At 72.8% G+C, this 25,950-nt stretch carries 25 protein-coding genes; 12 read left to right on the forward strand and 13 right to left on the reverse strand.

Annotated features, from left to right (window positions below; translation table 11 throughout):
- The first annotated feature begins 49 nt into the window (after positions 1 to 49).
- Entirely contained in the window at positions 50 to 1,180 is a 1,131-nt protein-coding gene (locus tag FHS22_RS06945) for a glycosyltransferase (RefSeq protein ID WP_184939424.1), read from the forward strand.
- A complete protein-coding gene (locus FHS22_RS06950; protein ID WP_184939426.1) occupies positions 1,165 to 1,896 on the forward strand; it encodes an acetoacetate decarboxylase family protein in 732 nt (243 codons plus the stop codon). Before FHS22_RS06945 ends, FHS22_RS06950 begins: the two co-directional genes overlap by 16 nt.
- A gap of 32 nt (positions 1,897 to 1,928) precedes the next feature.
- On the opposite strand, the gene FHS22_RS06955 is transcribed toward FHS22_RS06950, so the two are convergent.
- From FHS22_RS06955 to FHS22_RS06990, 8 genes are all read right to left on the reverse strand, one after another.
- Positions 1,929 to 2,084 (reverse strand): hypothetical protein, encoded by a 156-nt coding sequence (locus tag FHS22_RS06955; protein ID WP_184939427.1) that lies wholly within the window; start codon positions 2,082 to 2,084, stop codon positions 1,929 to 1,931.
- Positions 2,085 to 2,293: 209 nt separating this feature from the next.
- Positions 2,294 to 3,169 carry a sugar kinase gene (locus FHS22_RS06960; RefSeq protein ID WP_184939429.1) on the reverse strand — a complete coding sequence of 292 codons (876 nt, stop codon included), beginning with the start codon at positions 3,167 to 3,169 and terminating at the stop codon, positions 2,294 to 2,296.
- A gap of 30 nt (positions 3,170 to 3,199) precedes the next feature.
- On the reverse strand, positions 3,200 to 4,081 hold the full coding sequence (locus FHS22_RS06965; protein ID WP_184939652.1) for a glycosyltransferase family 2 protein: 882 nt from the start codon (positions 4,079 to 4,081) through the stop codon (positions 3,200 to 3,202).
- Positions 4,082 to 4,277: 196 nt separating this feature from the next.
- Entirely contained in the window at positions 4,278 to 5,045 is a 768-nt protein-coding gene (locus FHS22_RS06970) for a CDP-alcohol phosphatidyltransferase family protein (protein WP_184939430.1), read from the reverse strand.
- A complete protein-coding gene (locus FHS22_RS06975; protein ID WP_184939653.1) occupies positions 5,023 to 6,063 on the reverse strand; it encodes an iron-containing alcohol dehydrogenase family protein in 1,041 nt (346 codons plus the stop codon). Before FHS22_RS06975 ends, FHS22_RS06970 begins: the two co-directional genes overlap by 23 nt.
- Before the next feature lie 5 nt (positions 6,064 to 6,068).
- Positions 6,069 to 6,803: a phosphocholine cytidylyltransferase family protein gene (locus FHS22_RS06980; protein ID WP_184939433.1), complete on the reverse strand. Its 735-nt coding sequence runs from the start codon at positions 6,801 to 6,803 to the stop codon at positions 6,069 to 6,071.
- A 103-nt stretch (positions 6,804 to 6,906) separates the two neighbouring features.
- Positions 6,907 to 7,584: a DUF5941 domain-containing protein gene (locus FHS22_RS06985; protein ID WP_221473307.1), complete on the reverse strand. Its 678-nt coding sequence runs from the start codon at positions 7,582 to 7,584 to the stop codon at positions 6,907 to 6,909.
- Positions 7,581 to 9,098 carry a CDP-alcohol phosphatidyltransferase family protein gene (locus tag FHS22_RS06990; RefSeq protein WP_338047635.1) on the reverse strand — a complete coding sequence of 506 codons (1,518 nt, stop codon included), beginning with the start codon at positions 9,096 to 9,098 and terminating at the stop codon, positions 7,581 to 7,583. Before FHS22_RS06990 ends, FHS22_RS06985 begins: the two co-directional genes overlap by 4 nt.
- Before the next feature lie 243 nt (positions 9,099 to 9,341).
- Here FHS22_RS06990 and FHS22_RS06995 point away from each other — a divergent pair, with 243 nt between their 5' ends.
- Positions 9,342 to 10,091 carry an IspD/TarI family cytidylyltransferase gene (locus tag FHS22_RS06995; protein WP_184939436.1) on the forward strand — a complete coding sequence of 250 codons (750 nt, stop codon included), beginning with the start codon at positions 9,342 to 9,344 and terminating at the stop codon, positions 10,089 to 10,091.
- Positions 10,092 to 10,109: 18 nt separating this feature from the next.
- Here FHS22_RS06995 and FHS22_RS07000 read toward each other — a convergent pair whose 3' ends face one another.
- Positions 10,110 to 11,144, reverse strand: coding sequence for a glycosyltransferase family 2 protein (locus FHS22_RS07000; protein ID WP_184939657.1), 1,035 nt, complete (start codon positions 11,142 to 11,144; stop codon positions 10,110 to 10,112).
- A 64-nt stretch (positions 11,145 to 11,208) separates the two neighbouring features.
- Here FHS22_RS07000 and FHS22_RS07005 point away from each other — a divergent pair, with 64 nt between their 5' ends.
- The 7 genes from FHS22_RS07005 to FHS22_RS07035 all read left to right on the forward strand — a co-directional run bounded on the left by FHS22_RS07005 (position 11,209) and on the right by FHS22_RS07035 (position 19,643).
- Positions 11,209 to 12,723 carry an LCP family protein gene (locus FHS22_RS07005; protein WP_184939438.1) on the forward strand — a complete coding sequence of 505 codons (1,515 nt, stop codon included), beginning with the start codon at positions 11,209 to 11,211 and terminating at the stop codon, positions 12,721 to 12,723.
- Between the two features lie 67 nt (positions 12,724 to 12,790).
- Positions 12,791 to 13,132, forward strand: coding sequence for an STAS domain-containing protein (locus FHS22_RS07010; RefSeq protein WP_338047636.1), 342 nt, complete (start codon positions 12,791 to 12,793; stop codon positions 13,130 to 13,132).
- Positions 13,133 to 13,370: 238 nt separating this feature from the next.
- Positions 13,371 to 14,903 carry an APC family permease gene (locus FHS22_RS07015; RefSeq protein WP_221473309.1) on the forward strand — a complete coding sequence of 511 codons (1,533 nt, stop codon included), beginning with the start codon at positions 13,371 to 13,373 and terminating at the stop codon, positions 14,901 to 14,903.
- Positions 14,904 to 15,063: 160 nt separating this feature from the next.
- Positions 15,064 to 15,900 (forward strand): glycerophosphodiester phosphodiesterase, encoded by an 837-nt coding sequence (locus FHS22_RS07020; protein ID WP_184939441.1) that lies wholly within the window; start codon positions 15,064 to 15,066, stop codon positions 15,898 to 15,900.
- 134 nt (positions 15,901 to 16,034) lie between these two features.
- A complete protein-coding gene (locus FHS22_RS38925) occupies positions 16,035 to 17,768 on the forward strand; it encodes a serine/threonine-protein kinase (protein ID WP_184939443.1) in 1,734 nt (577 codons plus the stop codon).
- A gap of 177 nt (positions 17,769 to 17,945) precedes the next feature.
- Positions 17,946 to 18,302 (forward strand): YciI family protein, encoded by a 357-nt coding sequence (locus tag FHS22_RS07030; RefSeq protein ID WP_184939444.1) that lies wholly within the window; start codon positions 17,946 to 17,948, stop codon positions 18,300 to 18,302.
- 78 nt (positions 18,303 to 18,380) lie between these two features.
- Positions 18,381 to 19,643 carry an RNA polymerase sigma factor gene (locus FHS22_RS07035; protein ID WP_184939446.1) on the forward strand — a complete coding sequence of 421 codons (1,263 nt, stop codon included), beginning with the start codon at positions 18,381 to 18,383 and terminating at the stop codon, positions 19,641 to 19,643.
- A 183-nt stretch (positions 19,644 to 19,826) separates the two neighbouring features.
- Here the strand turns inward: FHS22_RS07035 and FHS22_RS07040 are convergent, their stop codons facing one another.
- On the reverse strand, positions 19,827 to 21,500 hold the full coding sequence (locus FHS22_RS07040; RefSeq protein WP_184939448.1) for a flavin monoamine oxidase family protein: 1,674 nt from the start codon (positions 21,498 to 21,500) through the stop codon (positions 19,827 to 19,829).
- Between the two features lie 258 nt (positions 21,501 to 21,758).
- Here FHS22_RS07040 and FHS22_RS07045 point away from each other — a divergent pair, with 258 nt between their 5' ends.
- Complete coding sequence (locus FHS22_RS07045) at positions 21,759 to 22,247, forward strand: MarR family winged helix-turn-helix transcriptional regulator (protein WP_260407723.1); 489 nt, start codon at positions 21,759 to 21,761, stop codon at positions 22,245 to 22,247.
- Positions 22,248 to 22,335: 88 nt separating this feature from the next.
- Here FHS22_RS07045 and FHS22_RS07050 read toward each other — a convergent pair whose 3' ends face one another.
- Positions 22,336 to 23,499, reverse strand: coding sequence for an acyl-CoA dehydrogenase family protein (locus FHS22_RS07050; protein WP_184939449.1), 1,164 nt, complete (start codon positions 23,497 to 23,499; stop codon positions 22,336 to 22,338).
- A gap of 117 nt (positions 23,500 to 23,616) precedes the next feature.
- Between FHS22_RS07050 and FHS22_RS07055 the strand changes: the two genes are divergently transcribed.
- Positions 23,617 to 24,966, forward strand: a complete 1,350-nt coding sequence (locus FHS22_RS07055; RefSeq protein ID WP_221473310.1) for a UDP-glucose dehydrogenase family protein — start codon at positions 23,617 to 23,619, stop codon at positions 24,964 to 24,966.
- A gap of 158 nt (positions 24,967 to 25,124) precedes the next feature.
- Here the strand turns inward: FHS22_RS07055 and FHS22_RS07060 are convergent, their stop codons facing one another.
- Together FHS22_RS07060 and FHS22_RS07065 are read right to left on the reverse strand one after the other, a co-directional pair.
- Complete coding sequence (locus tag FHS22_RS07060) at positions 25,125 to 25,466, reverse strand: MerR family transcriptional regulator (RefSeq protein WP_260407724.1); 342 nt, start codon at positions 25,464 to 25,466, stop codon at positions 25,125 to 25,127.
- A gap of 188 nt (positions 25,467 to 25,654) precedes the next feature.
- Positions 25,655 to 25,897, reverse strand: coding sequence for a DUF397 domain-containing protein (locus tag FHS22_RS07065; protein ID WP_184939453.1), 243 nt, complete (start codon positions 25,895 to 25,897; stop codon positions 25,655 to 25,657).
- Positions 25,898 to 25,950: the final 53 nt, after the last annotated feature.

Consider the following 25,950-nt stretch of genomic DNA (forward strand, 5'->3'; position numbering starts at 1 on the left):
TTAACCCGGCACATCCGGTGATGACGGAAGCGACACCCAGCATCGGCATATGCGGGTATGCGTCGGGACAATCGTTCATCACCCCGAAGACGCCCGGATCATGCATCGGCAGATCCGGGCGCTCATCGAGGCCGGGCACGAGGTCACCTACGTCGCGCCCTTCACCGACTGCAACGTCACCCCGGAGCCGGGCATCCGGGCGGTGGACGTGCCCCGCGCGACGGGCCGCCGCCGGCGGCGCGCGCTCAGGGCCGCCCGCCGGGCGCTGAAGCGCGGCTCCGAAGGCGCCGACCTGCTGATCGTCCACGACATCGAGCTGCTGCTCCGGCTGCCCAGGCGCCGCCCCGTCACCGTCTGGGACGTGCACGAGGACACCGCCGCCGCCCTGGCCGCCAAGGACTACCTGCCCGCGGCCCTGCGCCTGCTCCTGCCCGCGCTGGTCCGCCGGATCGAGGCCCGCGCCGAGCGCCGCCTCCACCTGATCCTGGCCGAGGAGGCCTACCGCGAGCGGTTCGCCTCCGCCCACCCCGTCGTCCGCAACACCACCTACGTGCCCCGGCGACCGCCTCCCCCGCCCGGCCGCGACCGGGTGGTCCACGTGGGCCACCTCTCCCGGGCCAGGGGCGCGGCGGAACTCATCGAGCTCGCCCGGCGGCTGCTCCCGCACGGGATCCGGCTGGACCTGATCGGCGCCGCCGACGCCGAGGTCCGGCCGCTGCTGCGGGACGCGCAGCGGGAGGGAGTGCTCGACTGGTACGGATACGTGCCCAACCGGCACGCGCTGCGGATGGCCGAGGGGGCGCTCGCCGGGCTCTCCCTCCTGCACGACCTGCCCAACTACCGGCGGTCGATGCCGACCAAGGTCGTCGAGTACATGGCCCGCGGCCTGCCGGTGGTCACCACCCCGCTCCCGGCGGCCGCCTCCCTGGTCGAGCGGGCCGGATGCGGAGTCGTCGTGCCCTTCGGGGACGTGGACGCCGCGGTGGCGGCCGTGCTCGCGCTGCGGGAGGACCCGGAGGAGGCCGCGGCGATGGGCGCACGCGGCCACGCCGAGGCGGCGCGCGAGCACGACTGGCCCGGCCACGCGGAGGAGTTCGTCCGCCACCTGGAGGAGTGGGCGGGCAAACCCGTGACGGGCGGCCGCGGGCTTGGTCTACTTGAACCATGGCACGCCATCTGATCCAGGGACGCGAGGTGGCCATGCCGGTGCGCGTCCGGGACGCCGCCGTCTGCACCGCCTCCTACCTCGTGCGGGCCGACGCGGCCCGGGCGGTGATCGCCTACACCGGGCTCGACGTGGCCGAGGTCCTGCCCGGCAGGGCCGTCTGCTCCCTGGCGTTCGTCGACTACACCGACGGCGACCTGGACGCCTACCACGAGTTCGGGGTCGTCTTCCTGGTCCGTCCGCCCGAGGCCGGGCCCGCACCCCGCCGGGGCCTGCTCGCCGGCCTGTCGGAGCTGCGCCGCTCCGGCGCCGGGACGTTCGTGCACTGGCTCCCCGTCGACCAGGGCTTCACCCTGGAGGCGGGGCGGACGATCTGGGGCTTCCCCAAGGAGCTGGCCGGCATCGACCTCCGCCTGGCCTCGCCGTACAAGCGGTGCATCGTCCGCAAGGACGACCGCATGGTCGTCGACATGCTCATCCGGCCCGGGGTCCCGGTGCCCGGCGCGGCGGGCCGCCTGGACGCCTACAGCCACCTGGACGGCGTCACCCGCCGCATCCCCTGGTCCTTCACCCCGCGCGGCGTCCGCGTCCGCCCGGGCGGCGCGCTGGTCCGGCTGGGCAACCACCCCGTCGCCAGGGAGCTCAGCGAGCTCGGCCTGCCCAGGCGGGCCCTGGTCACCGCCACCGTCGCCCACACCTCCATGTCCTTCGGCGAGGCGAAGGCGCTGTAGGGAAGGCGGGATCCGCTCTGCCGGCCCCTCGGTCAGGCCGTGTTCGCAAGGTCTCCGGAGACGGCTCCGATCGCGGCCAGCGCCGCGTGGATCCGGAGGTTCGGATCCACGATCTGGTCCTCGCACACCTGCTGCAGATCGTTCAGAAATCCTCGGGCGGCGGCGAAGAGGTCGTCACGGACCTCCATCGGAGAACTGCGCGTCTCCCAGTGCGTCCGCTTCGGAGAGCCGGACAGTGGACAGCGCCGGTCACCGAAGGGTCCCGGATGGCGAGGTGAGTGATGCCGGTCTCCTCGGCGAAAGCGGCCGCGGCTGCCAGGTAGTGGGTGCGGCCCGGAGAGCCTGAAGCAGGACTTCGACGTGAAACGGCGGCAGACGTGTACGCAGGCGCGGGCTCTCAGCCGTCGGTCTCCAGGAGGGGGAGTTCGTCCCGGGTGGGCAGGGACTGCCAGTCGCTGGGGCCGGAGGCGGCGAAGGCGGCCAGCAGGGCGCCTCGGCGCAGCCGGTCGGCGGGGTGCAGGCTCTCCAGCAGGGCGCTGAGATAGCCCGCGACGAAGGCGGGCCTCGACCCGGTGGGGTCGACCACGGGCGCGGTGACACCGGACGCGTCGTACCGGACGCCGTTCACCCGGACGCTCGCGCCGCGGGTCCCCCGGTTCACGATGACCTCCCGGTCGCCGTTGAGCGCGGGTTTGACCAGGTCCAGCTCGCACTGGCGGACGAACAGCACGTCGGCGGCGCGGGCCAGCGCGCCGAGGATCTCCTCGGCCTCCTTCAGATCGGGCCAGAGCCGCTCGTCGTAGTCGACCGCCACGGAGACCGCCACCCCCGCGGTCCGGGCCGCCCGGACCGCGGCGTTCATGGCGTCGCGCGCGTTCAGCGCGGCGGTGACCCCGCTGACGTGCAGGAACCGGGCCTGGGTGACGCGGTCCACGGGGACGTTCCCCTGGGCCAGCCGGACGGCCGTCGGGTAGTAGGTGAGCCGGGCCGCCTGGCCGGTGCGCGCCTCCTTCAGGATCATCCCGGTCGGGAGCCCTCCGGCCACCCGGGCGTCGGAGACGTCCACGCCCTCGCCGCGCAGCGCCGACAGGATCCTGACGCCGAGCTCGTCCTCGCCCACCTTGCCCAGCCAGCTCACCTCGTGCCCGAGCCTGGCCAGCCCCACGGCGACGGCGAGCTCGGCGCCGGTCACGTCCAGCCGTGCCTCGTGCTCGTGCCGGATCCGGCCGCTGGTGACGACGCCGAAGGCCTCGCCGAGGGTGTAGACGTCCACGCCGGAACCCTTTCGCGGCACCCGTACGGATCAGACGATGGGCGGGCGGCCCAGGCGGAGCATGCGCCAGGCCGTCTTCCAGCCCATGGGACGGCGCTCGCCCGCAGGTTCTCTCAGTCCTTCCCTGAAGCCCTTGAACCAGGCGCGCAGCGCCGGCCGAGAACGCTCCCGGAGCAGGGTGAGGACCACCCAGTTGAGAAGATAGAGGACGGCGAGGGACCAGGGCAGGTTGCGACGCGCCAGCCAGACCCGGTTGCGGGCGTTGAGGCGGTAGAAGTCGGCGTGCCGGGTCGGCGGGACCTGCGGGTGGTACATGACGGTCTGGGCGTCGTACTCGATGCGGTAGCCCTCACCGAGCAGGCGCCAGGCCAGGTCGGTCTCCTCGTGGGCGTAGAAGAACCGCTCGGGCAGGCCGCCGACCTGGAGGAAGGCGGAGCGGCGGATCGCGCAGGCGCCGCCGAGGAAGGTGGTGACCGGGGAGGAGCGCTCGGGGTCGCCCGCACGGAGCCGGGGGACGTGGCGGCGCTGGCCGACGCCGCCGTCGGGGTCCATCACCCGGAAGGAGACGACCGCGAGGTCGTGCTCGGTCGAGAAGCGCTCACGCAGGTGGGAGACGACGTCCATCGCCCCGTACCAGCCGTCGTCGTCGAGGAAGAGCACCACGTCGCCGGAGCACTCCTCGACCCCGCGGTTGCGCCCGGCCGGGATGCCGGCGTTGTGCGACAGGCGCACGGTCTTGATCGAGGCCGAGGAGCCGGGCGGAACGGCGACCGAGAGCTCGGGGACGTCCGCACCGTTGCCGACGATGACCACCTCGACGTCGCCGTCGTCCTGGTTCAGCGCGGACTCGACCGCCCGGCCCAGCTCCGGGATCCGGTTTCCCATGGTGAGGATGACGCACGAGATCTTCAACGCGTCATCGCCTTGACGCGTCGAGAGCACGTGCGGAACATACTTTCATGATCACCGAGTCTGCTGGGGCGGGCAATTCTGGCGGACATGCGGGCCTGGGATTGACCAGAGGACAAGCGTATCGGAACCGTCAGCGAACACCCACCGAACAGTGAGGTGCTCGCACCTACGACGCACCGGGACGCCGTCCGGTTCCTCATGAGAGCCGCCTGGAGGCCAGAATGCTGACCAGGTGCAGGACCATCTGGAGCGCCGCGACCGCGACGCAGGCCACCGCCAGCACCCGGGTCGCGGCCAGACCCCCGCTCACCAGGTCCCAGACCGCGGCGACCACGACCAGGAGCGACAGCTCCACCGCCTGGACGATCCGGTGGAACCTGAGCGCCGCCGCGGCCTTCCGCGCCAGGCTCAGGCCCCGCGAGTGGAACTGCTCGGCCGCCGCCTCGGTCGCCGCCACCAGCCCGGAGCGGGCCCGGGCCACGTCGACCAGATCGGTCTCCGCCTTGATCAGGATCGCACCGAGCGCCGCGGCGAAGCCCGCCACGGTGTACCAGTCGGGGAGGGTCTCCGAGGCCCGGAAGCCCAGCCCGATCAGCAGGGCCGCCTCGGCGAAGTAGTGGCCGACCCGGTCGAGGTAGACGCCGGTGATGGAGGTCCGCCCCGTCCACCGGGCCAGCTCGCCGTCGGAGCAGTCGAGCAGCAGGTAGACCTGGACCAGCAGGGCCGCGCCCACCGCCGCCCAGAGGCCGGGCAGCGCCAGGACGCCGCCCGCCGCCAGACCGCACAGGATCATCAGCCAGGTGGTCTGGTTGGGCGTGATCGGCGTCTTGGCGAGGAACCAGGTGACGTAGATCGACAGCTTGCGCATGTAGAGCACGCCGGCCCAGTGCTCGCCGCTGTTGCGCTCCATCGTCGAGTGCGGCTGGGCCACCGCACGGAGCTCAGCGACCGACGGCCCGGACATAGTCCTCCACCCGATCCCTGATCTCCGACTCCGACAGGCGCAGGTGCTCCAGGATCGTGTAACGCCCGGGGCGGGTCGAGGGCGCCAGCATGACCGCGGCGGTGAACTGCTCGGCGGTCAGCCCGACGTCCGTCGGGCTGACCGGGAGCTCGTGCCCGCGCAGGCACTCGACGACCTGGGTCAGCCTCCGCGAGTCCTCGCGGAGGAAGAAGCAGAAGGCGGCACCGATCCCGGCGAGCTCGCCGTGGTTGGAGGTGCCGGGGAAGAGCTGATCCACGGCATGCAGGATCTCATGGTCTCCGCCGCTGGAGGGACGGGACGACCCCGCGATGACCATCGACATCCCCGACAGGATGAGCGCCTCGGCCAGCACGGTCAGGAAGGCGTCGGACTCGATCGAGTCGCGCCTGCCGACCACCGCCTCCGCCGCGGTGCGGGCCATCGAGCAGGCCAGGCCGTCGATCGGCTCGCCCCGCTCGACGTTGCCCAGCTGCCAGTCCTCGATCGCCGAGAGGTTGCTGACCACGTCGCCGACCCCGGAGCGGACCAGCGACGGCGGGGCGTCGTGCACGAAGTCGAGGTCGACCACGATGGCCAGCGGCATCGGCACGCCGAAAGAGCCCTTGCCGCTCTCGTGGGTCAGCGACGCCACCGGCGAGCAGATCCCGTCGTGCGAGAGGTTGGTGGCCACCGCCACCATCGGGATCCCGGCGAGCGACGCGGCGTACTTGGTCGCGTCGATCGTCTTGCCGCCGCCGATGCCGACGAGCGCCTCGTAGGCGCCCTTGCGCAGGTCGGCGCCGAGCGTCACCGCCGCGTCGACCGAGCCGTCGGGCACCCGGAAGACCTGGGCCTCGCCGAGGGAGGGCGCGATCACCTCGGTGATCCGGTCGCCCTGCCCGGCGCCCACCGCCACCGCCACCCGCCCGGAGGTCGCCACCCGGCTGTCGGCCAGCAGCGAGCCGAGCTGCGCGATGGCGCCCCGCCGTACCTCCATGGTCAGCGGGGCGGGCAGCATCCTGGCTAGTATCGGCACGCGATCTCCCGCGCCTTGGCCAGGTCGTCGTGGTTGTCGACCTCGACCCAGGAGACGTCGCCGATGGGGGCGACCGCGATCTTCTCGCCACGGGCGACCAGCTCCTGGTAGCCGTCCTCGTAGTAGAGCTGCGGGTCGCGCTCGAAGGTGGCCTGCAGCGCGTCGGCCAGGCGCGCGCCGACGCCCGGGCGGATCAGGGTCGCGCCGATGTACTCGCCCGCGGCGGAGGCGGGGTCCATCAGCTTGGTGATCTGCTTCAGGTGGCCGCCGCCGTCGAGGGTGACCTTCATCTCCTCGTCGGCGAGCTTCTTCACGTCGTCCACCGCGAGCAGGATGTCGCTCGTGACCGGGGCCGACAGGAGCGTGTGCTCGACCGAGACCGGGTGCACGGTGTCGCCGTTGACCAGCAGCACGCCCTGGTCGAAGTAGTCGCGCGCGCACCACAGGGAGTAGGCGTTGTTCCACTCCTCGGCCTTGTCGTTGTGCACGAGGGTGAGCTTCACACCGTGCCGCCGCTCCAGCTCGGCCTTGCGCTCGTGTACGGCCTGCGCCTGGTAGCCGACGATGACCACGACGTCGCGGAGGTCGGCCGCCGCGAGGTTCCGCAGCGAGATGTCCATGATCGTGGTGTCACCGTCGACCGGCACGAGCGCCTTGGGCAGCGTGTCGGTGTACGGCCGCAGGCGTCGTCCGGCCCCGGCGGCCAGCACCATTCCCAGCAACGTGCACTCCTCGTTCGAATGAGACCCTCGGCGGGCACTCCTGGCCCCAAAGGTTAGTTGCCTTTGGACCCTGATCGTGTAATCCGGGGTTTGCCGGGCGTTCTCAATCGTCCGCCCCGAGCTCGGCGGAGTCCACCCCCGAGCGCGGGACGGCGAGCCAGCACGTGAGGCTCTCCCAGCCGAAGAGCCCCCACAGGTAGAGCGACAGGAGCGCGAGGACCGCCGTCAGCTGCCCGGTGAGGCCGCCGAGCGCGAGCAGCAGCATCCGGCCGTCCCAGCCGAAGCCCGCCGCGGCCAGCCAGGCGGGCGGGTGCAGGCCCTGGCGTACGCGGTAGACGACGTCGTAGTGGTGGAAGACCAGCGCGCCCAGGAACAGGAAGAGCAGCCACGGCGGCACGCCGTGGGCGAAGCCCGCCGCCGCCGCGAAGCCGTACTCGGTCAGGCGCAGGACGGGCGGGACCAGCCAGTCGAGCCGCCCGCCGTGCGGGTGCGAGCTGCCGAGACCGGCCAGCAGCAGCAGCGCGACGACCGGGGCGAACGCGGTCAGGCCGTCGGTGCCGGCCGCGCCGACGCTCAGCAGCACGCCGGTCACGAACGCGCCGACGAGCACGGGCGGCAGCGGCGGCAGCTCCCCCGCCGCCGGCACGCCCATCGCCCGGGCCGCCGGGCCGTCGTCGCGGTAGGTCGCGACGGCGCCGCGCGGCGCCGTCGCCCTGCGCGCGGAGAACCCCGGCAGGCGCGGGGCCGCCGGGGGACGGGGGTCCGGGACGTCGGCCGTCATGCCAGCGACCTGCCCGTCCGGCCGGCGAGCGTGTAGAGGGCGGCGAGACCGCCCCAGCCCAGGAGGGCGGCGAACGTCGTCTTCGCGTCGGCCACCGCCGCGGTCACCGCGATCAGCGCCATCCGCTCCCCGATGGGCAGGATGACGATCTTCTTGAGCCAGCGGGTGAGGGAGTCCTGCTCCAGGCGGCGCGAGAGCCGTACGACGGCGCCGGTCTCCCCCTCCCCGGAGCTCCGGAGGCCGGTCCCGGCGGGCCGGCCGCCGGTCGCCCCCGGGGGCGGCGCCTGCGCCGGGACCATCGGGACGCCCGTGCCGGTCGGGGCCCCCCGCCTGGCGGCGCGCGCCCTGCCCGCGTCCGCGTAGGAGAAGTCGATCATATGGCGGAGCGCCTGCAGGATCAGCGCGGCCACGGCCAGCGGCCAGACGCCCCAGCCCTCCGCGCCCCCCGCGCCGCTCGCGGTGTAGCCGAAGGCGAGACCCGCGTAGACGGTGTACTCCTTGACCCGGTCGGAGGTGGCGTCCAGCCACGAGCCGAGCGGGGAGAAGGCGCGGGTGTAGCGGGCGAGCTGGCCGTCCACGCAGTCGAGCACGAACGACAGGTAGAGCAGGACCGCCCCGGCGACCATCGCCGCCCGCGTGCCCGCCGAGAACCAGACCGCCGCGAGCACGGCCAGGCCCACGGAGATCCCGGTGACCGCGTTCGGCGTCAGCCGGAGCCGGGCGGCCAGCGCGACCAGGTGCCGGGACCAGGAGCTCACGAAGTAGGTGGCGAAGAAGCCGTCGTCGGTCTTGACCGCCGCGTCCAGCCAGACGCGGTTCACGTCCACCTCCGCGACCCGGGCGAGGGCAGCGTCGGCGGCGATCTGGCCGGCCACCCGGTCGCAGTGGAGCCGGCCCAGCTCGGCCACGCGGACGGGCACGCCCGCGCGCACCAGCCCGGCCAGGAGGAGGTCGCCGGCCTCGATGCCGTCCACCGGGCCCAGCCTGCCGGCCTCGGCCAGCTCGGCCAGGCGCTCCGCGGTCTCGGCCAGGTCGCCGAGGTCGGCCTCACCGACCTGGAGGGCACCCCTGAAGGTGCCGTTGGCCGATCTCACCCGGTGCAGGAACGTGCCCGCGGCGGCCACCCGGCCGCCCTCGACCCGGACGGGCGGGCGCAGCGGGCCGGGCTCGTCCCCGCCCGCCGGGGAGCAGGCCACCACCGCCCCGGTGCCGCGCGCGGGGTGGTCCAGGAGCCCGGCGAGCGCCTCGGTGTGGGCGACCAGGTCACCGGCGAGCACCGCCACCGGGCCGTCGGCGCCGCGCGCCACCCGGGCGACCCGGCGCAGGTCGTCGGAGATCCCCTGAGAGCCGTCCGACCCGATCAGGTAGGACCCGTCGGTGGCGCGGACGACGTCGCCGGCCCTGGCCACCACGTGCACCTCCCGGACCTGGAACGCCGAGAGCTGGCCGGTCAGCCGGTCGAGCAGGGTGCCGTCGGGGCAGCGGAGCCTCGCCGCGGCGGTGGTGGCGAACACGACGGCGGACGTCCGTGGAGCGCCTGGTCCGAGGGGAAAGGATAAGGATGATGCGGTGTCATGCAAGCGGGGCTCCTTCGCATCCGACGGGATCACCGCGCGAATCGGGAGTGCGCACCCAGCGTAGCGAGATCCTGACGCGATATCACGGGAGCGCGGCCGACCACCGGTCCGGCGCGGCGCGTCTCCGGGTGATCACCCGTTACCCTCGGGCCTGTACCGACCCCTCGGAGGAGGCCCGCCGTGACCGCCCTTGAACCGCGCCGCCGCGCCGTCGGAGTCGTCCTCGCGGGCGGGGTCGGCCGGCGGGTCGGCCGGGACGCCCCCAAGCAGCTCATCGAGATCGCCGGCAAGACGATCATCGAGCACACGATCGCCGTGTTCGACGCCGCGCCGGAGATCGACGAGGTCGTCGTGCTGATGGCGCCGGGCTTCACCGGGGAGGCGGAGCGGCTCGTCGCCCGCAGCGGGTTCACGAAGGTCGGCAAGGTGCTGGAGGGCGGCGCGAGCCGTACCGAGACCACCTGGCGGGCACTGGAGGCGCTGGGCGGGCAGGACTGCGACGTGCTCCTGCACGACGCCGCGCGCCCGCTGCTGGAGCCGCGCATCATCACCGAGTGCGTGGCGGCGCTGCGCGTGCATCCGGCGGTGGAGGTGGCGATCCCGAGCTCCGACACGGTCGTGGTGACCGCGCCGGGGCCGTACGGGGAGGTCGTCAGCGAGGTGCCCGACCGGGCCCGGATCTGGCGCGCCCAGACGCCGCAGTGCTTCCGGCTCCCCGTGATCCGCGAGGCCTACGAGCGCGCCTTCGCCGACCCCGGGTTCGCCGGGCGGCAGGCCACCGACGACTGCGGCGTCGTGCTGCGCTACCTGCCCGACGTGCCGATCCACATCGTGCCGGGCAGCGAGCGCAACATGAAGGTCACCCACCCCGTGGACGTCCTCGTCGCCGAGACGCTCCTGCGCCTCGGCGACGGCGCGCCGGGGCGCTGAGCACCCGGCCCCGGCCCGTCACCGCCCGGGGTCGGCCGCCGGCTTGCCGAGGCTCGGCGGGCTGGTGAGGAAGCCCCAGCCCCAGGAGACGTGCATGGTGGCGTAGACGAGCGGGAGCCGCACCAGCGCCGCCGGAGGCAGGCCGCTGCCGGTCACCGCCGAACCGGCGAGGATCGCCGCGACGTAGCCGCCGGGGACGAGCAGGCCCGGCCAGAAGAACGGCGAGACCAGCAGACCCGCGAGCATGGCCAGCACCGCCGTCGGCGGGGCCAGGTAGCGCAGGTTGATCGTGCCCTCGTGGGTGCGGGCCACCACGCGCCGCCAGCGGCCGTAGTGGAAGTACTGCCTGGCGAGGGCCGCCAGGTTCGGGCGCGGCCGGTAGGAGACGCGCATCCGGGGCTGGAACCAGACCAGGCCGCCCGTCTGGCGGATGCGGTGGTTCATCTCCCAGTCCTGGGCGCGCTGGAAGTGCTCGTCGTAGCCGCCGACCCGCTCCAGCGCCTCGCGGCGGAACACGCCCAGGTAGACCGTGTCGGCCGGGCCCGCGGTGCCGCCGGTGTGGAACCGGGCGCCGCCGACGCCGATCTTGGAGGTCATGGCGCGGGCCACCGCCTGCTCGAAGGGCGTGACGCCCTCGGCGGCCATGATCCCGCCCACGTTGTCGGCGCCGGTCTCCTCCAGCGTCTCCACCGCGACCCGGAGGTAGTCCTCCGGGAGCATGGCGTGGCCGTCCACCCGCGCGATGATCCCGTTGCGGGAGGCGGCGATGGCGGCGTTGAGCGCGTTGGGCGTGCGGCCGGTGGGGTTGGGGACCACGGTCACCCGGGGGTCCTCGGCCGCGATCGCGTCGGCGACCTCCTGGGTGCGGTCCTGGGACGGCCCGATGGCGAGGACGACCTCGATCGGCCCTCCGTACCGCTGGGACAGAACCTGGCGGACCGCCTCCCGCAGATGGCGCTCCTCGTTGAGCACCGGGATGACGACCGAGACGGGGGGCCAGACGCGCGTCTCGGAAGACGGCGCCGGCACGGGCGAGTCGGGGAACTGCTTCATGGCGTCGCTCACGCTACTGTACGAACGGGTACCTCATCGACCCAGATGAAGCCGAGGGGGGCTGATGCGCGACCCGGAAGACGAGGACTCGGGTGTGCACGTGGGCGGCGACGCCTACGGAGGCGTCCGGGTGGCTCCCAGGCGCGACCGCAGGTCCGCCAGGAGCGCTCGCTCCCGGCGGCGCAACCTGATCATCGCGGGCACGCTCTCCGCCCTGGTCCTGGCCGGCTCGGGAGCCGCCTGGTCGCTGCCGAACTACGCGGCGAGCAGGATCGAGTCCGTCGACGCGGGGGTCCCCGGCTCGCAGTCCACCGGCGCGATGAACATCCTGCTCGTCGGCGTGGACAGGCGCGACGACCTGACCCGCAAGCAGCAGAACCAGCTCAAGCTCGGCCGCGAGACCGGCCAGCGCACCGACACCATGATGGTGATCCACCTGTCGGAGGACCACCGCAGGGTCACCGTGGTCAGCCTGCCCCGCGACACCTGGACGGCCGTCCCCGGCAAGGGCGACCACAAGATCAACGCCGCCTACCAGCTCGGCGGCCCCAAGCTCACCACCCGCACGGTTCAGAACGCCACCGGGCTGACGATCCACCACTACGTCGAGGTCAACGTGCTCGGCTTCATCAACGTGGTGGACGCGCTCGAGGGCGTCACGGTCTGCACCCCGGTCGCGATCGACGACCCGAAGACCGCCCTGCAGCTCCAGCCGGGCACCTACACCCTCGACGGCGCCAAGGCCCTCGCCTACGCCCGCACCCGGGCCACCGCCCGCTCCGACCTCGACCGCATCGACCGCCAGCAGCAGGTCATCTCGGCCCTGCTGAGCCAGGCGCTGAGCGGCGACACACTGACCAACCCGGTCAAGCTCACCCGGTTCGTCAACACCACCCTGGGCACCCTGCGCGTGGACGACGCGCTCCGCGGGAACCTGCTCGGCCTGGCCGACCAGCTCAAGACCGTCTCCACCGACGACGTGGCCTTCGCCACCGTGCCGATCGCCGACGTCGACTACCGGACGCCCACCGGCGAGTCCGCGGTGCTCTGGGACAAGCCCGCCGCCCGCGAGCTGTTCCGCCGGATCGCCGCCGACGAGCAGCTCACCGGGCCCGCCAAGACACCCGCGGCATCCGCGACCCCCGCGCCCGAGACCGGCGCGACGCCGTCCCCCTCGGCCACCCGGCTGACCGTGCCGCCCTCGCGGATCTCCGTCAAGGTGCTCAACGGCACCCTGGTCACCGGCCTCGGCGCGCGCACCCGGGAGCAGCTGCTGAAGGCGGGCTTCCTCGTCCCCGAACAGGCCGGGGACACCCAGCGCAGGGACTACGACAAGACCGTCATCCGGTACGGCCCCGGCCGCGAGGACTCCGCCAGGACCCTCGCCGCCGCCCTCCCCGGAGCCGACGTCCGCCTGATCGACGACCTCGGCGACACCATCGAGGTCATCGCGGGCCAGGACCGCCCGGAGGTGAAGAAGGTCACCGTCGAGGAGGCGGCTCCCGCCTCGTCCCCGTCCGCCGCTCCGTCCTCCACTCCGGCAGCCAGGACCGCGACACAGAACATCTGTAAAAAGTGATTCAAGGGGCATAACCCCCGGCCCTCCGGGCAGGTGAGAACCGACGGAGGTGATGATCGTGATTCCGGTGTTCGACGTTCAGACATGGCAGAACGGTCCCTGCGTAGTGATCAGGGCGGCGGGCGAGCTGGACATGAACGTCGCCCCCCGGCTCAGGGCCGAGGTCGACCGGGCGCTGGAAGGATCGGACCGCTCCTGCCTGGTGATGGACCTGACCCAGGTGCCGTTCTGCGACTCGGTGGGACTGGGGACCCTGGTGGACGCGCTCACCCGGATGAGGGACTCCCACGGCCGCCTCATCCTCGTGCTCACCCCCGGGATGATCACCCGCCTGCTCTCGATCACCAGTCTCGACCGCCACTTCGAGACGTGCGGCACCCTGCACGAGGCCTTCGACGCCGCCGCCTGAACCCCGCGGAGCGCGGGTCGCCCGCCGTCCCCCGGAGAGCCGGCGCGCCGCCGCGCGCCCGGCGTTCCGCGGCCGCTCCGTCTCCCGCGCCGACGGTGTCCCCTCGTCGCCCGCCCCGTCCGGGACCTGACATCCCGTAACCGTTTCGCGGCGGATCCGCCTATCTCGTCGGCCTGTATAAATGCCAGGATCACCGCCATCCCCCCGTCAGGCGCTGGTCCTGGAAAGGCGCACGCGATTGAGCATCACCGAGAAGCCCACCGACCCGGCCGGGCAGGCCGGGCAGACCGAAGGCATCAGCCGTCTCCGTAAGAACGCGGTAGGACTCGTCGGCGTCATCTTCATGGCGGTCGCCACCGCCGCCCCCATCACCGCCATGACCGGCAACGTCCCCATGGTCGTCGGTTTCGGCAACGGCCTCGGGGTTCCCGCCGCGTACCTCGTGGCGACCCTCGTCCTCACGGTCTTCTCCGTCGGCTACGTGGCCATGGCCAAGCACATCACCTCCGCCGGCGCCTTCTACGGCTACATCTCCCACGGCCTCGGCCAGGTCGCCGGGATGGTCGCCGGACTGCTCGCCACGATGGCCTACGTGGTCTTCGAGGCGTCCATCATCGGGTTCTTCGCCTACTCGGCCAACGACACCTTCAAGAGCCTGACCGGGGCCGACATCCACTGGCTCTGGTTCGCCGCCCTGGGCCTGGCCCTCAACGCGGTCCTCACCTACTTCGACATCAACCTGACCGCGAAGGTCCTCGGCGTCTTCCTCATCACCGAGATCCTCATGCTCGGCCTGACCGCCGTCGCCGCCCTGCTCAACGGCGGCGGGCCGGACGGGCTGATGGCGCACACCCTCAACCCGGCAGGCGCCTTCACCACCACCGGGCTGGAGGGCGGGGCCGTCGGGCTCGGACTGTTCATGTGCTTCTGGTCGTGGGTCGGCTTCGAGTCCACCGCGATGTACGGCGAGGAGTCCCGCGACCCCAAGCGGATCATCCCGATCGCGACCCTCGTCTCCGTGGTCGGCATCGGCCTGTTCTACACCTTCGTCTCCTGGATGACCGTGGCGGCCAACGGCGCCGGGGCACCGGCGATCGCGGCGAGGGAGTACGCCGGGATCTTCTTCATCCCGACCGGCGAGCTCGTCGGCCAGTGGGCGGTCGACCTGTTCAAGGTCCTCATCCTCACCGGCTCGTTCGCCTGCTCGATGGCCTTCCACAACTGCGCCTCCCGCTACCTGTACGCGATCGGCCGCGAGGGCCTCATCCCGGGCACGCGCAGAACCCTCGGGGCCACGCACCCCAGGCACGGCTCGCCGCACATCGCCGGGTTCGTGCAGACCGCCGTCTCCGTCGTGATCGTCCTGGCGTTCTTCTTCACCGGGATGGACCCCTACCTGCACGTCTACACGCTGCTCGCGGTGCTGGGCACGCTGGCGATCCTGATCGTCCAGACCATGTGCTCGTTCGCCGTCGTCGGCTACTTCCACGTCAGGAGGAAGCACCCCGAGACCGCCTCCTGGTGGCGCACGCTGCTCGCCCCGCTCGCGGGCGGCCTGGCGATGTCCTACGTGGTGCTCCTGCTCTTCCAGAACCAGGAGACCGCGGCAGGGGACGCCTCCAAGACGCTGTTCTTCACCCTGATCCCGTGGATCGTGCTCGGCGTCGCCGTGCTCGGCGCCGCCCTGGCGCTCTACCTGCGGGCCAGGAGGCCGGAGCGGTACGAGATCATCGGCCGGATCGTCCTGGAGGACACCGTCGAGCGCGGCTGAGACGCCCCGCCGGGCGCCGGGCCGGCCGCGACACGGAGGAACCGCCCGGCGCCGGATGCTCACCCGTTCCGCACCCGGGAGTTACCCTCTCATCAGCCCAATGTCATGACACGTTGTCAAGTTCGGGTCGTATGCCGTTTCCCACAGCCTGAGGAGACCCATGCTCCGGCGACCCGGCCTCGTCATCATGACCGTGCTCACCGTCCTGGCGGCCCCCCTTCCGGGGGCGGCCGCCGCGCCGCCGCCGCCCCCGGTCAACGTCGCCCACCGCGGGGCGTCGGCGTACGCGCCCGAGAACACCGTCGCCGCCTTCGAGCTGGCGGCCGCGCAGCGCGCCGACATGTTCGAACTCGACGTCCAGGAGACCAGGGACCACCGGCTGGTCCTGATGCACGACACGACACTGGTCCGGACCACCGACGCCGAGAGCGTCTTCCCCGGCCGCGCGCCGTGGCGGGTCGGCGACCTCACGCTCGCGGAGATCCGGCGGCTGGACGCGGGCTCGTGGTCCGGCCCCCAGCACCGCGGCGAACCGGTGCCCACGCTCGGGGAGGCGCTGCGCGCGATGGAGGGCAGCGGGCTCGGCCTGCTGCTGGAGATCAAGGCGCCGCGGCTCTACCCCGGCATCGAGCGCCGCGTCGCCGACGAGCTGCGGCGCAACCCCTCCTGGCTGAGGGGCGGCCGGCTCGCCGTGCAGTCGTTCGACTGGGGATCGATGCGCCGCTTCCACCGGATCATGCCCCGGGTCCCGGTCGGCCTGCTCGGCATGCCGCCGGTCTCCCGGCTCGCCGGTCTGGCCCGGTTCGCCGACCAGATCAACCCGCCGTACGCCGGCCTCACCCGGGACTACGTCCGGCACGTCCACCGCCACGGCATGAAGGTCTTCGCCTGGACCGCGAACGGCAGGAGCACCATGCGCCGCCTGGTCTCCCACCGGGTGGACGGCGTCATCACCGACAGGCCCGACGTGCTGCGCACGCTGATCCACGCCTCCTAGGGCTCCGCCGGCGGATCGGCCCCGGACGGCGCGCCCGATGTCCGGGGCCGATCCGCTTCCCGGCGGGACCGTTTCCTGGAACGCTTCATGGCGGAGCGTCCGGGCCGCCGCTCCGAGGGACGGACGGGAGTGTGATGGAGCCTCTTCAGCCGGGAGATCCGGAGCGGATGGGCGGTTACCGGCTGCTGGGCCGCCTGGGCGAGGGCGGCCAGGGCACGGTCTACCTCGCCGAGGGTCCTTCCGGGACGCCGGTGGCGCTCAAGGCCCTGAACGCCGCGTCGAGCTCCGACCCGGCCGGGCGGCGGCGCTTCGCGAGCGAGGCGGAGCTGATCCGGCAGGTGTCGTCGTTCTGCGTGGCGGAGGTGCTGGACGCCGACCTCGGCGGCGAGCGGCCGTACATCGTCAGCGAGTACGTCGACGGTCCCTCCCTCCGGGCCGCCGTCACCGCGGGCGGGCCGCGCGCGGGGGGCGCCCTGCGGCGCCTGGCGGTGGGGACCGTCACCGCGCTGGCCGCCATCCACCAGGCCGGGATCGTGCACCGGGACTTCAAGCCGCCCAACGTGCTGCTCGGCCCGGACGGGCCGCGAGTGATCGACTTCGGGATCGCCCGGCTGCGGGACACCGCCACCACGACCACCGGCCACGTGATCGGCACCATCGCGTACATGTCGCCCGAGCAGGTGTCCGGCGACCGCGTCGGGTTCGCCTCCGACATGTTCGCCTGGGCGGCGACGGTGGCCTACGCGGCGGGCGGGCGCCCGCCCTTCGGGCAGGACACCGTCCCGGCGGTCATGTACCGGATCCTGCACGCCGAACCCGAGCTCCCCGCGCTCCCCGACGACCTGCGCGAGGTGGTGACGGCCTGCCTGGACAAGGACCCGGACGCACGCCCGACCGCCCGGGAGGCGCTGCTGCGCCTGATCGGGGACGACGGAGCGGGCGGCGGGGAGTTCTCCCGGTCGTGGCGGGAGGCGCAGACCCGGCCCGCCGCCGTCCCGCCCGCCTCCCCCGCCGGGGAGGCCGCCGTCCCTGGCGCGACCGCCCTCCTGCCCGGGGAGCCCGTCGCCGGACCGCGGGCCACGCGGCGCTTCCGGGCCGCCCTCGCCCGGCCGGCCGGGACACCGGTGCGGCGCTGGGTCTGGGGGGCGTCCGCCGTACTGGCGGCAGTGCTCGTCACGGTCGCGGTCCTCACGCTCCGGCCCGGAGCCGGCGATCCGGCGGCCGAGGCGGCGGGCACGCCGCTGTACAGCGACGACTTCAGCGAGCGGACCGGGTGGGACGGGTACACCTTCAACCCCGACGCCCCGGAGGAGGAACGCACCTACAGGGGCTACGAGATCGACCGCGGGGTCTTCTCGCTCCGGGCCGACTCCTCCTACCCGTCCAACCCCGCGCTGTCCCCGGTCCCGGCCAAGACTCCGGTCGCCCTGTCCTCCCCCGAGCGCGACGTGCTGATCGGGGCGACCGCCCAGGTCAGAGAGGGCTCGACCGGGACGGGCGCACTCGGGCTCCTGTGCTGGTGGGACGAGAACGTGCCCAACGGATACCGGTTCCTCCTCGGATTCGACGGCACGGCCCGGGTCACCAGGACCGCGCAGGGCGACCGCCTGGACGTGGCGCCCGCCGTACGGGCGGACGCGCCGGGCACGGGGCGGACGGTGCGCCTGCAGGCCGCGTGCCGCCGGACCGGTGCCGGGGTCCGCCTCACCTTCTGGGTCGACGGGACCCGGGTGCTCGACGCCACCGACGCCCAGGGCCTGCCCGGCGCGGGCAACAGCCAGGCGGGCGTGATCGCCCAGGTGCCCGAGGGCGGCGACGGCCTCCTCACCGTCTCCTTCGACGACTTCACCGTCCACCGGGCGCGGTGACGGGAGCCCGGAGCCGTACGGTCCTCACCTGCGGGGACACGGCTCCGGCTCCCCGCGGCGGGGACCGCCGGCAGAAAGTCCGGAGAAATCTCGTGAGCCGTGTCGATCGGGGGACCCGCCGTTCGACGCGTCAGCAGAGGCCGGGAAGGACCGGCCGGAAACGAAAGGAGCACCGCGATGCGGTTCCTCATGATGACCACGGACGACAACGCGTCGGCGGGCAACCCCCCGGACGAGCGGATGATGGCCGAGATGGGCCGGTTCATCGAGGAGATGAGCAGGGCGGGGGTGCTGCTGGCGACCGGCGGGCTGGACCCCCGAGCCATCCACATCGAGTCCTCCGGCGGCAAGATCACCGTGACCGACGGCCCGTACGCCGAGGCCAAGGAGGTCGTCGTCGGCTTCGCGCTCATCGAGACGCGCACCAAGGAGGAGGCGATCGAGCTGTCCAGGCGCTTCTGGCAGATCGTCGGCGACGGCAAGGGCGTCATCCAGCAGGTGTTCGGACCGGAGGACCTGCAGGCCGGGCGGTGAGCCCGGGGAGGCCTGCGCCCGGGCGGGGTTCCCGCCCGGGCTTGCGCCGGGCGCGGCACGGGTGCTCTCATCGTCCGGGTGACGGCCTCTGACATCCATCGCACGGTCGACGCGGTCTGGCGGATCGAGTCGGCCCGGATCATCGCCGGTCTCGCCCGGCTGGTGCGCGACATCGGCCTCGCCGAGGAGCTGGCGCAGGACGCCCTGGTCGCGGCGCTGGAGCAGTGGCCGGAGTCAGGCGTGCCGGACAACCCGGGCGCCTGGCTCATGGCCGTCGCCAAGCGCCGGGCCGTCGACCGGATCCGCCGCCAGGAGCGGCTGGAGCGCAAGCTGGAGGAGATCGGGCACGGGCTGGAGAGCGCGGATCCCGCACCGGAGTTCGACGCCGTCCTCGACACCGAGCCCATCGAGGACGACATCCTCCGGCTGGTGTTCACCGCCTGCCACCCCGTCCTCTCCCCGCAGGCGCGCGCCGCGCTCACGCTCCGCATGCTCGGAGGCCTGTCGACCGAGGAGATCGCGCGGGCGTTCCTGGTCTCCGAGCCGACCGTCGCCCAGCGGATCGTCCGCGCCAAGCGCACGCTCGCCGAGGCGGGCGTGCCGTTCGAGGTGCCCGAGGGCGCCGAGCGCGCCGACCGGCTGGCCTCCGTCCTGGAGGTCGTCTACCTGATCTTCAACGAGGGGTACGCGGCGACCGGCGGAACCGCGTGGGTGCGCCTGGACCTGTGCCAGGAGGCGCTGCGCCTGGGCCGCATCCTGGCCGAGCTCGCCCCGCAGGAGGCCGAGGTCCACGGGCTCGTCGCGCTGATGGAGATCCAGGCCTCGCGCTCCCGGGCGCGCACCGGCCCGTCCGGCGAACCCGTCCAGCTCCTCGACCAGAACCGCGCCCTCTGGGACCGGCTGCTGATCCGGCGCGGCTTCGAGGCGCTGCTGCGCGCGGAGAAGCTCGGCACGCCGCCCGGGCCGTACGTGCTGCAGGCCGCGATCGCCGCCTGCCACGCGCAGGCCCGCACCGCCGGCGAGACCGACTGGGCGCGCATCGCCGCCCTGTACGAGGTGCTCGTACGGCTGACGCCCTCGCCGGTCGTGCAGCTCAACCGGGCGGTCGCGCTGGGGATGGCGTACGGCCCGGAGCGCGGGCTGGAGCTCGTCGACGCGCTCGTCGCCGAGCCGTCGCTCAAGAACTACCACCTGCTGCCGTCCGTGCGCGGCGACCTCCTGGCCAGGCTCGGCCGCCTGGAGGAGGCCCGTGCGGAGTTCGAACGCGCGGCCTCCCTCACTCAGAACGCCCCCGAACGCGCCGCGCTGCTGAACCGCGCGGCCGCGTGCGCCCTCTCCTGACCCGCGGCCCCACCTGACCCGCGGCCCCGCCGACGCCTCGGTCGCGGGCCCGCAGCCCGCGAGGAGCACCGGAAGAAAACGTCTACGGCGAGAGCAGGCTCCGCGCCGGCCACGAGCGCTGGCTCCGCGGGTTGAAGGCCGCCGTCGAGGCCCGGCACGCTCCCGGACGGCGGCCCGCTCCGGTCACCGCAGATCCGCTATGACCTCGTTCGCGGCCCGCTCGCCCTCGGTGGCGCCGCCGTTCATGAAGCCCTGGAAGTCGTAGGAGCAGTGCTCCCCGGCCAGGTGGACGTTGCCCTGCCGTACCCCCTCGTAGCCCGCGTACCGGTGCAGGTAGCCGACGGGCCAGTAGGAGTAGGCGCCGAGCGCGTACGGGTTCCTGTGCCAGGCCGAGAGCTGCGCGCGCCCGTTCCACTTCGCCCCGGTCCCGGGGAAGACCCTGTCGATCTGGGTCAGGACCGACGGCACCAGGTTGCGGACGTAGGCGTCGGAGTGGGTGGGGAACGGGGTGGAGGGGTTCAGCGCGAACGCCGCGTCGCCCCCGCCGTACTGGATGAGCACCCCGGACGTGCCCGCCTGGTCCTTGGTGGTGTCCCAGCACTGCTGGAACGGCAGGTCGGTGAAGCAGTCGCCGGCCGAGACGCCCGGCCAGGGGCCGGTGCCGCGCCAGGTGCGGGTGGAGAACTGCATGTTGAGCTTGGTGACGTAGCCCATCCGCGCGTCGCGCAGCAGGTTCGTCATCCGGGCGTCGAACCCGGCGCGCGACAGGTCCAGGCCCTGCAGGACCGGGAGCGGCACGGTGATGACCGTGTGGTCGGCGGTGACGGTCCTGGTGGTGCCGCCCTCGTCGAAGGTGAGCGTCTGCGTGCCGTCCGAGTTGGCCCGTACGGCCAGCAGCCTCCAACCCAGCTGGAGCGAGCCGGGCGGCAGGGAGGCCGCCATCGCCTGCGGGAGCTGATCGTTGCCGCCGACGATGCGGTAGCGCTCGTCGGACAGCCCCCAGACGTTGAAGTGGCCGGGGTTGGGCTGGTAGCCCATCAGCAGCACCAGCGCGAGGGACGACTGGTCCGCGGTCTCGGCGCCGTACTCGACGTTGTAGGCGACGTCGAGGAAGCGGCCGAGGTTCGAGGCGTAACCGCCGGGCACGCGCGAGTCGATCCACTCCCGGATGGACATGCCGTCCAGCGCGGTGCCCTCGGGGGTCGTCTGGTTCCACATCACCTCCCCGGCGGCCATCAGGTCGGAGTGCAGGGCGTGGTAGACGTCCTTGAAGTCCTCGTCGGCCTGGGAGCGCGGGTAGTAGGCGCCGTTGACGTGCAGGACCTCCTCGGCCCCGTTCGGCCCGGATCCGGCGAAGTTCACGGTGGGCAGGCCGAAGCGGCGGCACAGCTGGAGCATCTTCTTGTGCTCGACGTCGATCAGCTCCCCGCCGATCTCGGAGGTCTGCCCGCCGGCCCAGAGGGTGCGCTGGGAGTACATCCGGCCGCCGACCCGGGAGGGGTTCGCCTCGTAGACGACGGGCGCGGCCCCGGCGTCCCGCAGGGTGAGCGCCGCCGTGAGCCCCGCGATGCCCGCCCCGATCACCGCGACGCGGGCGGGCTTGAGCGGCCTCGCCTGCGGAGCGGCGGTGTCGGCACGGGCCGTACGGGCCGCCGCGGCCTGCGCGCCGAGGCCCGCCGCGCCGAGGCCGAGGAGCGCGGCCCTCCTGAGCAGCTCGCGCCGGGCGATGCCGCCGGGCTCGGCGGCCGCCTCGGCGCGCAGGCCGCGCAGCTCGTCGACGGGGAGGCCGAGGCGGCGGGCGGCGCGGTGGTCGGAGGCGATGCGCTGCAGGGCGCGCAGGGAGGAGGTCCGCGGCATGGGGGGTGCCTTTCTGATCGTGTTGCCGATCAGCTTGCGGACCCGGGGCCACCTCGGACAACGCGCATGAAGTAACCCCTGGGGACGATCTGGCGACACTGTGTCGCACGGCTGCGGATCGGCCGCGGCACGACGCCCCGGACCGGCCCCGCCCGGAAGGACCGGCGGAAGCGCCCGCGGCGCCACTCCGCCGCCGGGGCGTCGGCACGATACATGGTCATGTATCGTGACAGTCAATAACCATGATCGATCGAGGACATGATGGGCACCGCCAAGAAGGATCCCGATCTGGGCATGCTGACCGGACAACTGATGCGCGCCATCCAGGAGGAGCTGTTCCAGACCCTGGCCGGGCAGGGGCACCCCCACGTACGGCCCCGCCACGGCTCGATCCTGGCCTTCCTCCACCCCGAGGGGGTCCGCGCCACCGATCTGTCGGCCCGGTCCGGGCAGCACAAGCAGATCGTCGGCACCATCGTCGACGAACTCGTCGGCCTCGGATACGTGCGGCGCGAGCCCGACCCGCGCGACCGCCGCGCCAAGCTCGTCGTGCCCACCGAGCACGGCATGGACGAGATCGCCAAAGCCCGCGCCATCCTCGCCGCGATCGAGCACCGGCACCGGCAGGCGCTGGGCTCCGACGCCTACACCGCCTTCAAGGACACCTTCCAGCGGGTCGTCGAGCACCAGCGCGCCTGGCGCGACACCTGCGACGACCCTCCCGGCACGGACCCGTCCGGCGCGTGAGGCGGGCCGCGGACACCACCCGCCCGCGGCAGGGCCGGAGCGGCCGGGGAACGGCCTCGGCGGAAGCAGGGCCTCCGCCGGTCCACCCCTACTTCAGGAGCTGGCGGGCCATGACCATGCGCTGGACCTGGTTGGTGCCCTCGTAGATCTGGGTGATCTTGGCGTCGCGCATCATGCGCTCGACCGGGAACTCGCTGGTGTAGCCGTACCCGCCGAGGAGCTGGACCGCGTCGGTGGTGATCTCCATGGCGGCGTCCGAGGCGGCGCACTTGGCGGCGCTGGAGAAGAACGTCAGGTCGGCCTGGGGTTCGCCGTGCGCGGCCAGCTCGGACTTGGCGGCGGCGGCGTAGGTGAGCTGGCGGGCGGCCTCCAGCTTCATCGCCATGTCGGCGAGCATGAACTGCACGCCCTGGAACTCCGCGATGGCCTTGCCGAACTGCTTGCGCTCCTTGACGTAGCCGATGGCGTAGTCCAGCGCGCCCTGGGCGATGCCGAGCGCCTGGGCGGCGATCGTGATGCGGGTGTGGTCCAGGGTGGCCAGCGCGGTCTTGAAGCCGGTGCCGGGCTCGCCGATCATCCGGGACGCCGGGATGCGGACGTCCTCCAGGATGACCTGGCGGGTCGGGGAGCCCTTGATGCCGAGCTTCTTCTCCTTCGGGCCGAAGCTGACGCCCTCGTCGGACTTCTCCACCACGAACGCGGAGATGCCGCGCGCGCCGGCGCCGGGCTCGGTCACGGCCATCACCGTGTAGTACTCCGACACCCCGGCGTTGGTGATCCACATCTTGGCGCCGTTGAGCACGTAGTGGTCGCCGTCGGCCACCGCGCGGGTCTTCATCGCCGCGGCGTCGCTGCCCGCCTCGGCCTCCGACAGCGCGTAGGAGAACATCGCCTCACCCCGCGCGACCGGCGCGAGATAGCGCTGCTTGAGCTCCTCCGAGGCCGACAGCAGCAGCGGCACGGTGCCGAGCTTGTTGACCGCCGGGATCAGCGAGGACGACGCGCAGGCCCGCGCCACCTCCTCGATGACGATCACGGTCGCGAGCGCGTCGGCGCCCGCGCCGCCGTACTCCTCGGGCACGTGCACGGCGTGCAGGTCGGCGGAGACGAGGGCCTTGTAGACGTCCCAGGGGAACTCCCCCGTCTCGTCGGCCTCGGCGGCCCGAGGGGCGATCTTCTCGTCGGCGAGGGCGCGGACGGTCTCCCGGAGCATCTGGTGCTCTTCGGGCAGCGCGTAGAGAGGGAAGCTCATGCGAAAATAGTAGGACGTCCAACAAAGTGTGGACCGCTCCACCCGTGTGATATGTGCCGCTCTGTGTTTGCGCAGGTGGCAAAGTGGGAGTCAAGGGATGCCGGTAACCTGTCCGCGATGGATTGGGTAGAACCGAAAGGATCCGCAGTGGCTCACCGCCTGACCGTGCTGGGGACCGGATATCTGGGCGCCACTCACGCGGCGTGCATGGCCGAGCTGGGCTTCGAAGTGCTCGGCCTCGACGTCGACGCCGACAAGGTCGCCAGCCTGCAGGCCGGAGACCTGCCCATCCACGAGCCCGGGCTCCAGGAGATCCTGCGCCGCAACCTCGCCAGCGGCCGGCTGCGCTTCACCACTTCCTACGAGGAGGTCGCGGCCTTCGGCGACGTGCACTTCGTCTGCGTGGGCACCCCGCAGAAGAAGGGCGAGTACGCCGCGGACGTCTCCTACCTGGACGCGGTGATCGACTCCCTCGCCCCGCACCTGCAGCGCGAGTGCCTCATCATCGGCAAGTCCACCGTCCCGGTCGGCACCGCGCAGCGCCTGGCCGACCGGCTGGCGCGACTGGCACCGGTCGGCGAGGCCGCCGAGCTGGCGTGGAACCCCGAGTTCCTGCGCGAGGGCTTCGCGGTCAAGGACACCATGCACCCGGACCGGATCGTGCTGGGCGTGCAGTCGGAGAAACCCGAGAAGATCATGCGCGAGGTCTACGCCTCGATGCTGGGGTACGGCACGCCGCTGGTGGTCACCGACTACCCCACCGCCGAGCTGGTCAAGGTCGCGGCCAACGCCTTCCTGGCCACCAAGATCTCCTTCATCAACGCGATGGCCGAGGTGTGCGAGGCCGCGCACGCCGACGTCAAGCAGCTCTCGCTGGCGCTCTCCTACGACGAGCGGATCGGCGGCAGGTTCCTCAACGCCGGGCTGGGCTTCGGCGGCGGCTGCCTGCCCAAGGACATCCGGGCGTTCATGGCGCGGGCCGGGGAGCTCGGCGCCGACCAGGCGCTGACGTTCCTGCGGGAGGTGGACGCGATCAACATGCGCCGCAGGGCCCGCATGGTGGACCTGGCGCGCGAGCTGACCGGGGGGTCGTTCGCCGGCTGCACGGTGGCGGTGCTGGGCGCGGCGTTCAAACCGAACTCCGACGACATCCGCGACTCCCCGGCGCTGGACGTCGCGGTCAACATCCGCCGCCAGGGCGGCCGGGTGACCGTCTACGACCCCATCGCGCTGGACAACGCCCGGCGCGCCCACCCCGAGCTCCTCTACGGCGAATCCGCGCTGGAGGCCGCCCGCGACGCGCACGTCGTGCTGCTGCTGACCGAGTGGCAGGAGTTCGTCGACCTCGACCCCGAGGAGCTCGGCTCCGTCGTCGCCGAGCGGAAGGTCGTCGACGGCCGCAACGCCCTCGACGCCGAGACCTGGCGCGCCGCCGGCTGGCACTACCGCGCCCTCGGCCGCCCGTAGCGCCCACCGCTCCGGTCTCGTCCGTACGGCTCCGCCACCTGGCGCCACCCGCCGACCCCGGTCCTCTCCTCGGCGGCCCGCCCCTCCAGCCCACGGGGCCGGCCGCCGCAACGCCCCCCTCCTGTCCCAGCCCTGCTTACGGCGGGAGAGCCCAGGACCTACATCGTGTCGGGCCAGAACTTCGGTGGGTCGAGGACCGGGTCCACGACGCGCAGGCGGCGGCCGGGGTCGGGTCGATGCGACGACAGGTGGTCTCGTTCTTTCAGATCGTCACGGAGGGTGTCGAGCGCTCGCCGGATCTTCTGCAGCGACGCGTCGTTACGCAGCTTGACGCAGGTCCGCAGCGCCACTACGTCACGGAAGGAGTAGAGGACGGGCCGGGTGGCGGAGATCTCCGGAACCAGGACCGCGCCCCGGCTCGCGCTGGGCTTGCGCCAGTGCGCGAGCTGACGGAGGGTCGCACCCGACAACGCCGCAGCCAGTTTCGGGTCGTACGTCACCGTCTCGCTCCTTCCGTGACCCCGGATCAGTCATTGCGTCCATCATCGCAAACCTCCCGTACGAGACTCGGGGATTTGCACCTGCTTCCCGGCGGTTCGGATGGCCAGGCACTCACAGACCGGCGAGGAGTCGGGGGTGGGCCAAAACCACCGGCAATGCTGCACCGGTGGTCTTGGCCATGGCTCCGTCAGACGTCGAATTCGCCGAGCCGTACGCCGCCGACGAAGGCGTCCCATTCGGACTGGGTGAAGAAGAGCTTGGGCCCCTCGGGGTCCCTGGAGTCGCGCAGCACGTACAGCGGGCCGAGACCCGCCTTGTGGCCGGTGCCGGGGGCGTCCACCACGGCCACCTCGACGCAGTTCCCGCCGTCGTCTCCGGCGCCGTCCGGGACAGCCCTGCGCCAGATGGCCCCGCTCAGATCCGCTTCCATGTCGTCATCCCCTCGTCGTCGGGCCGCCCGACCTCGGCGCGGTGCCCTCGGAG

The sequence above is a fragment of the Thiemannella venezuelensis genome (assembly GCF_014203605.1).
Classification (GTDB): Bacteria; Actinomycetota; Actinomycetes; order Streptosporangiales; family Streptosporangiaceae; genus Planomonospora_A; species Planomonospora_A venezuelensis.

Bases quoted from the DNA above. Each gene is read 5' to 3' on its own strand.
- FHS22_RS06945 (WP_184939424.1), top strand. From the start codon at position 50: ATGCGGGTATGCGTCGGGACAATCGTTCATCACCCCGAAGACGCCCGG.
- FHS22_RS06950 (WP_184939426.1), top strand. From the start codon at position 1,165: ATGGCACGCCATCTGATCCAGGGACGCGAGGTGGCCATGCCGGTGCGC.
- FHS22_RS06955 (WP_184939427.1), bottom strand. From the start codon at position 2,084: ATGGAGGTCCGTGACGACCTCTTCGCCGCCGCCCGAGGATTTCTGAAC.
- FHS22_RS06970 (WP_184939430.1), bottom strand. From the start codon at position 5,045: ATGTCCGGGCCGTCGGTCGCTGAGCTCCGTGCGGTGGCCCAGCCGCAC.
- FHS22_RS06975 (WP_184939653.1), bottom strand. From the start codon at position 6,063: ATGCTGCCCGCCCCGCTGACCATGGAGGTACGGCGGGGCGCCATCGCG.
- FHS22_RS06985 (WP_221473307.1), bottom strand. From the start codon at position 7,584: ATGACGGCCGACGTCCCGGACCCCCGTCCCCCGGCGGCCCCGCGCCTG.
- FHS22_RS07000 (WP_184939657.1), bottom strand. From the start codon at position 11,144: ATGAAGCAGTTCCCCGACTCGCCCGTGCCGGCGCCGTCTTCCGAGACG.
- FHS22_RS07005 (WP_184939438.1), top strand. From the start codon at position 11,209: ATGCGCGACCCGGAAGACGAGGACTCGGGTGTGCACGTGGGCGGCGAC.
- FHS22_RS07020 (WP_184939441.1), top strand. From the start codon at position 15,064: ATGCTCCGGCGACCCGGCCTCGTCATCATGACCGTGCTCACCGTCCTG.
- FHS22_RS38925 (WP_184939443.1), top strand. From the start codon at position 16,035: ATGGAGCCTCTTCAGCCGGGAGATCCGGAGCGGATGGGCGGTTACCGG.
- FHS22_RS07030 (WP_184939444.1), top strand. From the start codon at position 17,946: ATGCGGTTCCTCATGATGACCACGGACGACAACGCGTCGGCGGGCAAC.
- FHS22_RS07040 (WP_184939448.1), bottom strand. From the start codon at position 21,500: ATGCCGCGGACCTCCTCCCTGCGCGCCCTGCAGCGCATCGCCTCCGAC.
- FHS22_RS07045 (WP_260407723.1), top strand. From the start codon at position 21,759: ATGATGGGCACCGCCAAGAAGGATCCCGATCTGGGCATGCTGACCGGA.
- FHS22_RS07050 (WP_184939449.1), bottom strand. From the start codon at position 23,499: ATGAGCTTCCCTCTCTACGCGCTGCCCGAAGAGCACCAGATGCTCCGG.
- FHS22_RS07055 (WP_221473310.1), top strand. From the start codon at position 23,617: ATGGATTGGGTAGAACCGAAAGGATCCGCAGTGGCTCACCGCCTGACC.
- FHS22_RS07065 (WP_184939453.1), bottom strand. From the start codon at position 25,897: ATGGAAGCGGATCTGAGCGGGGCCATCTGGCGCAGGGCTGTCCCGGAC.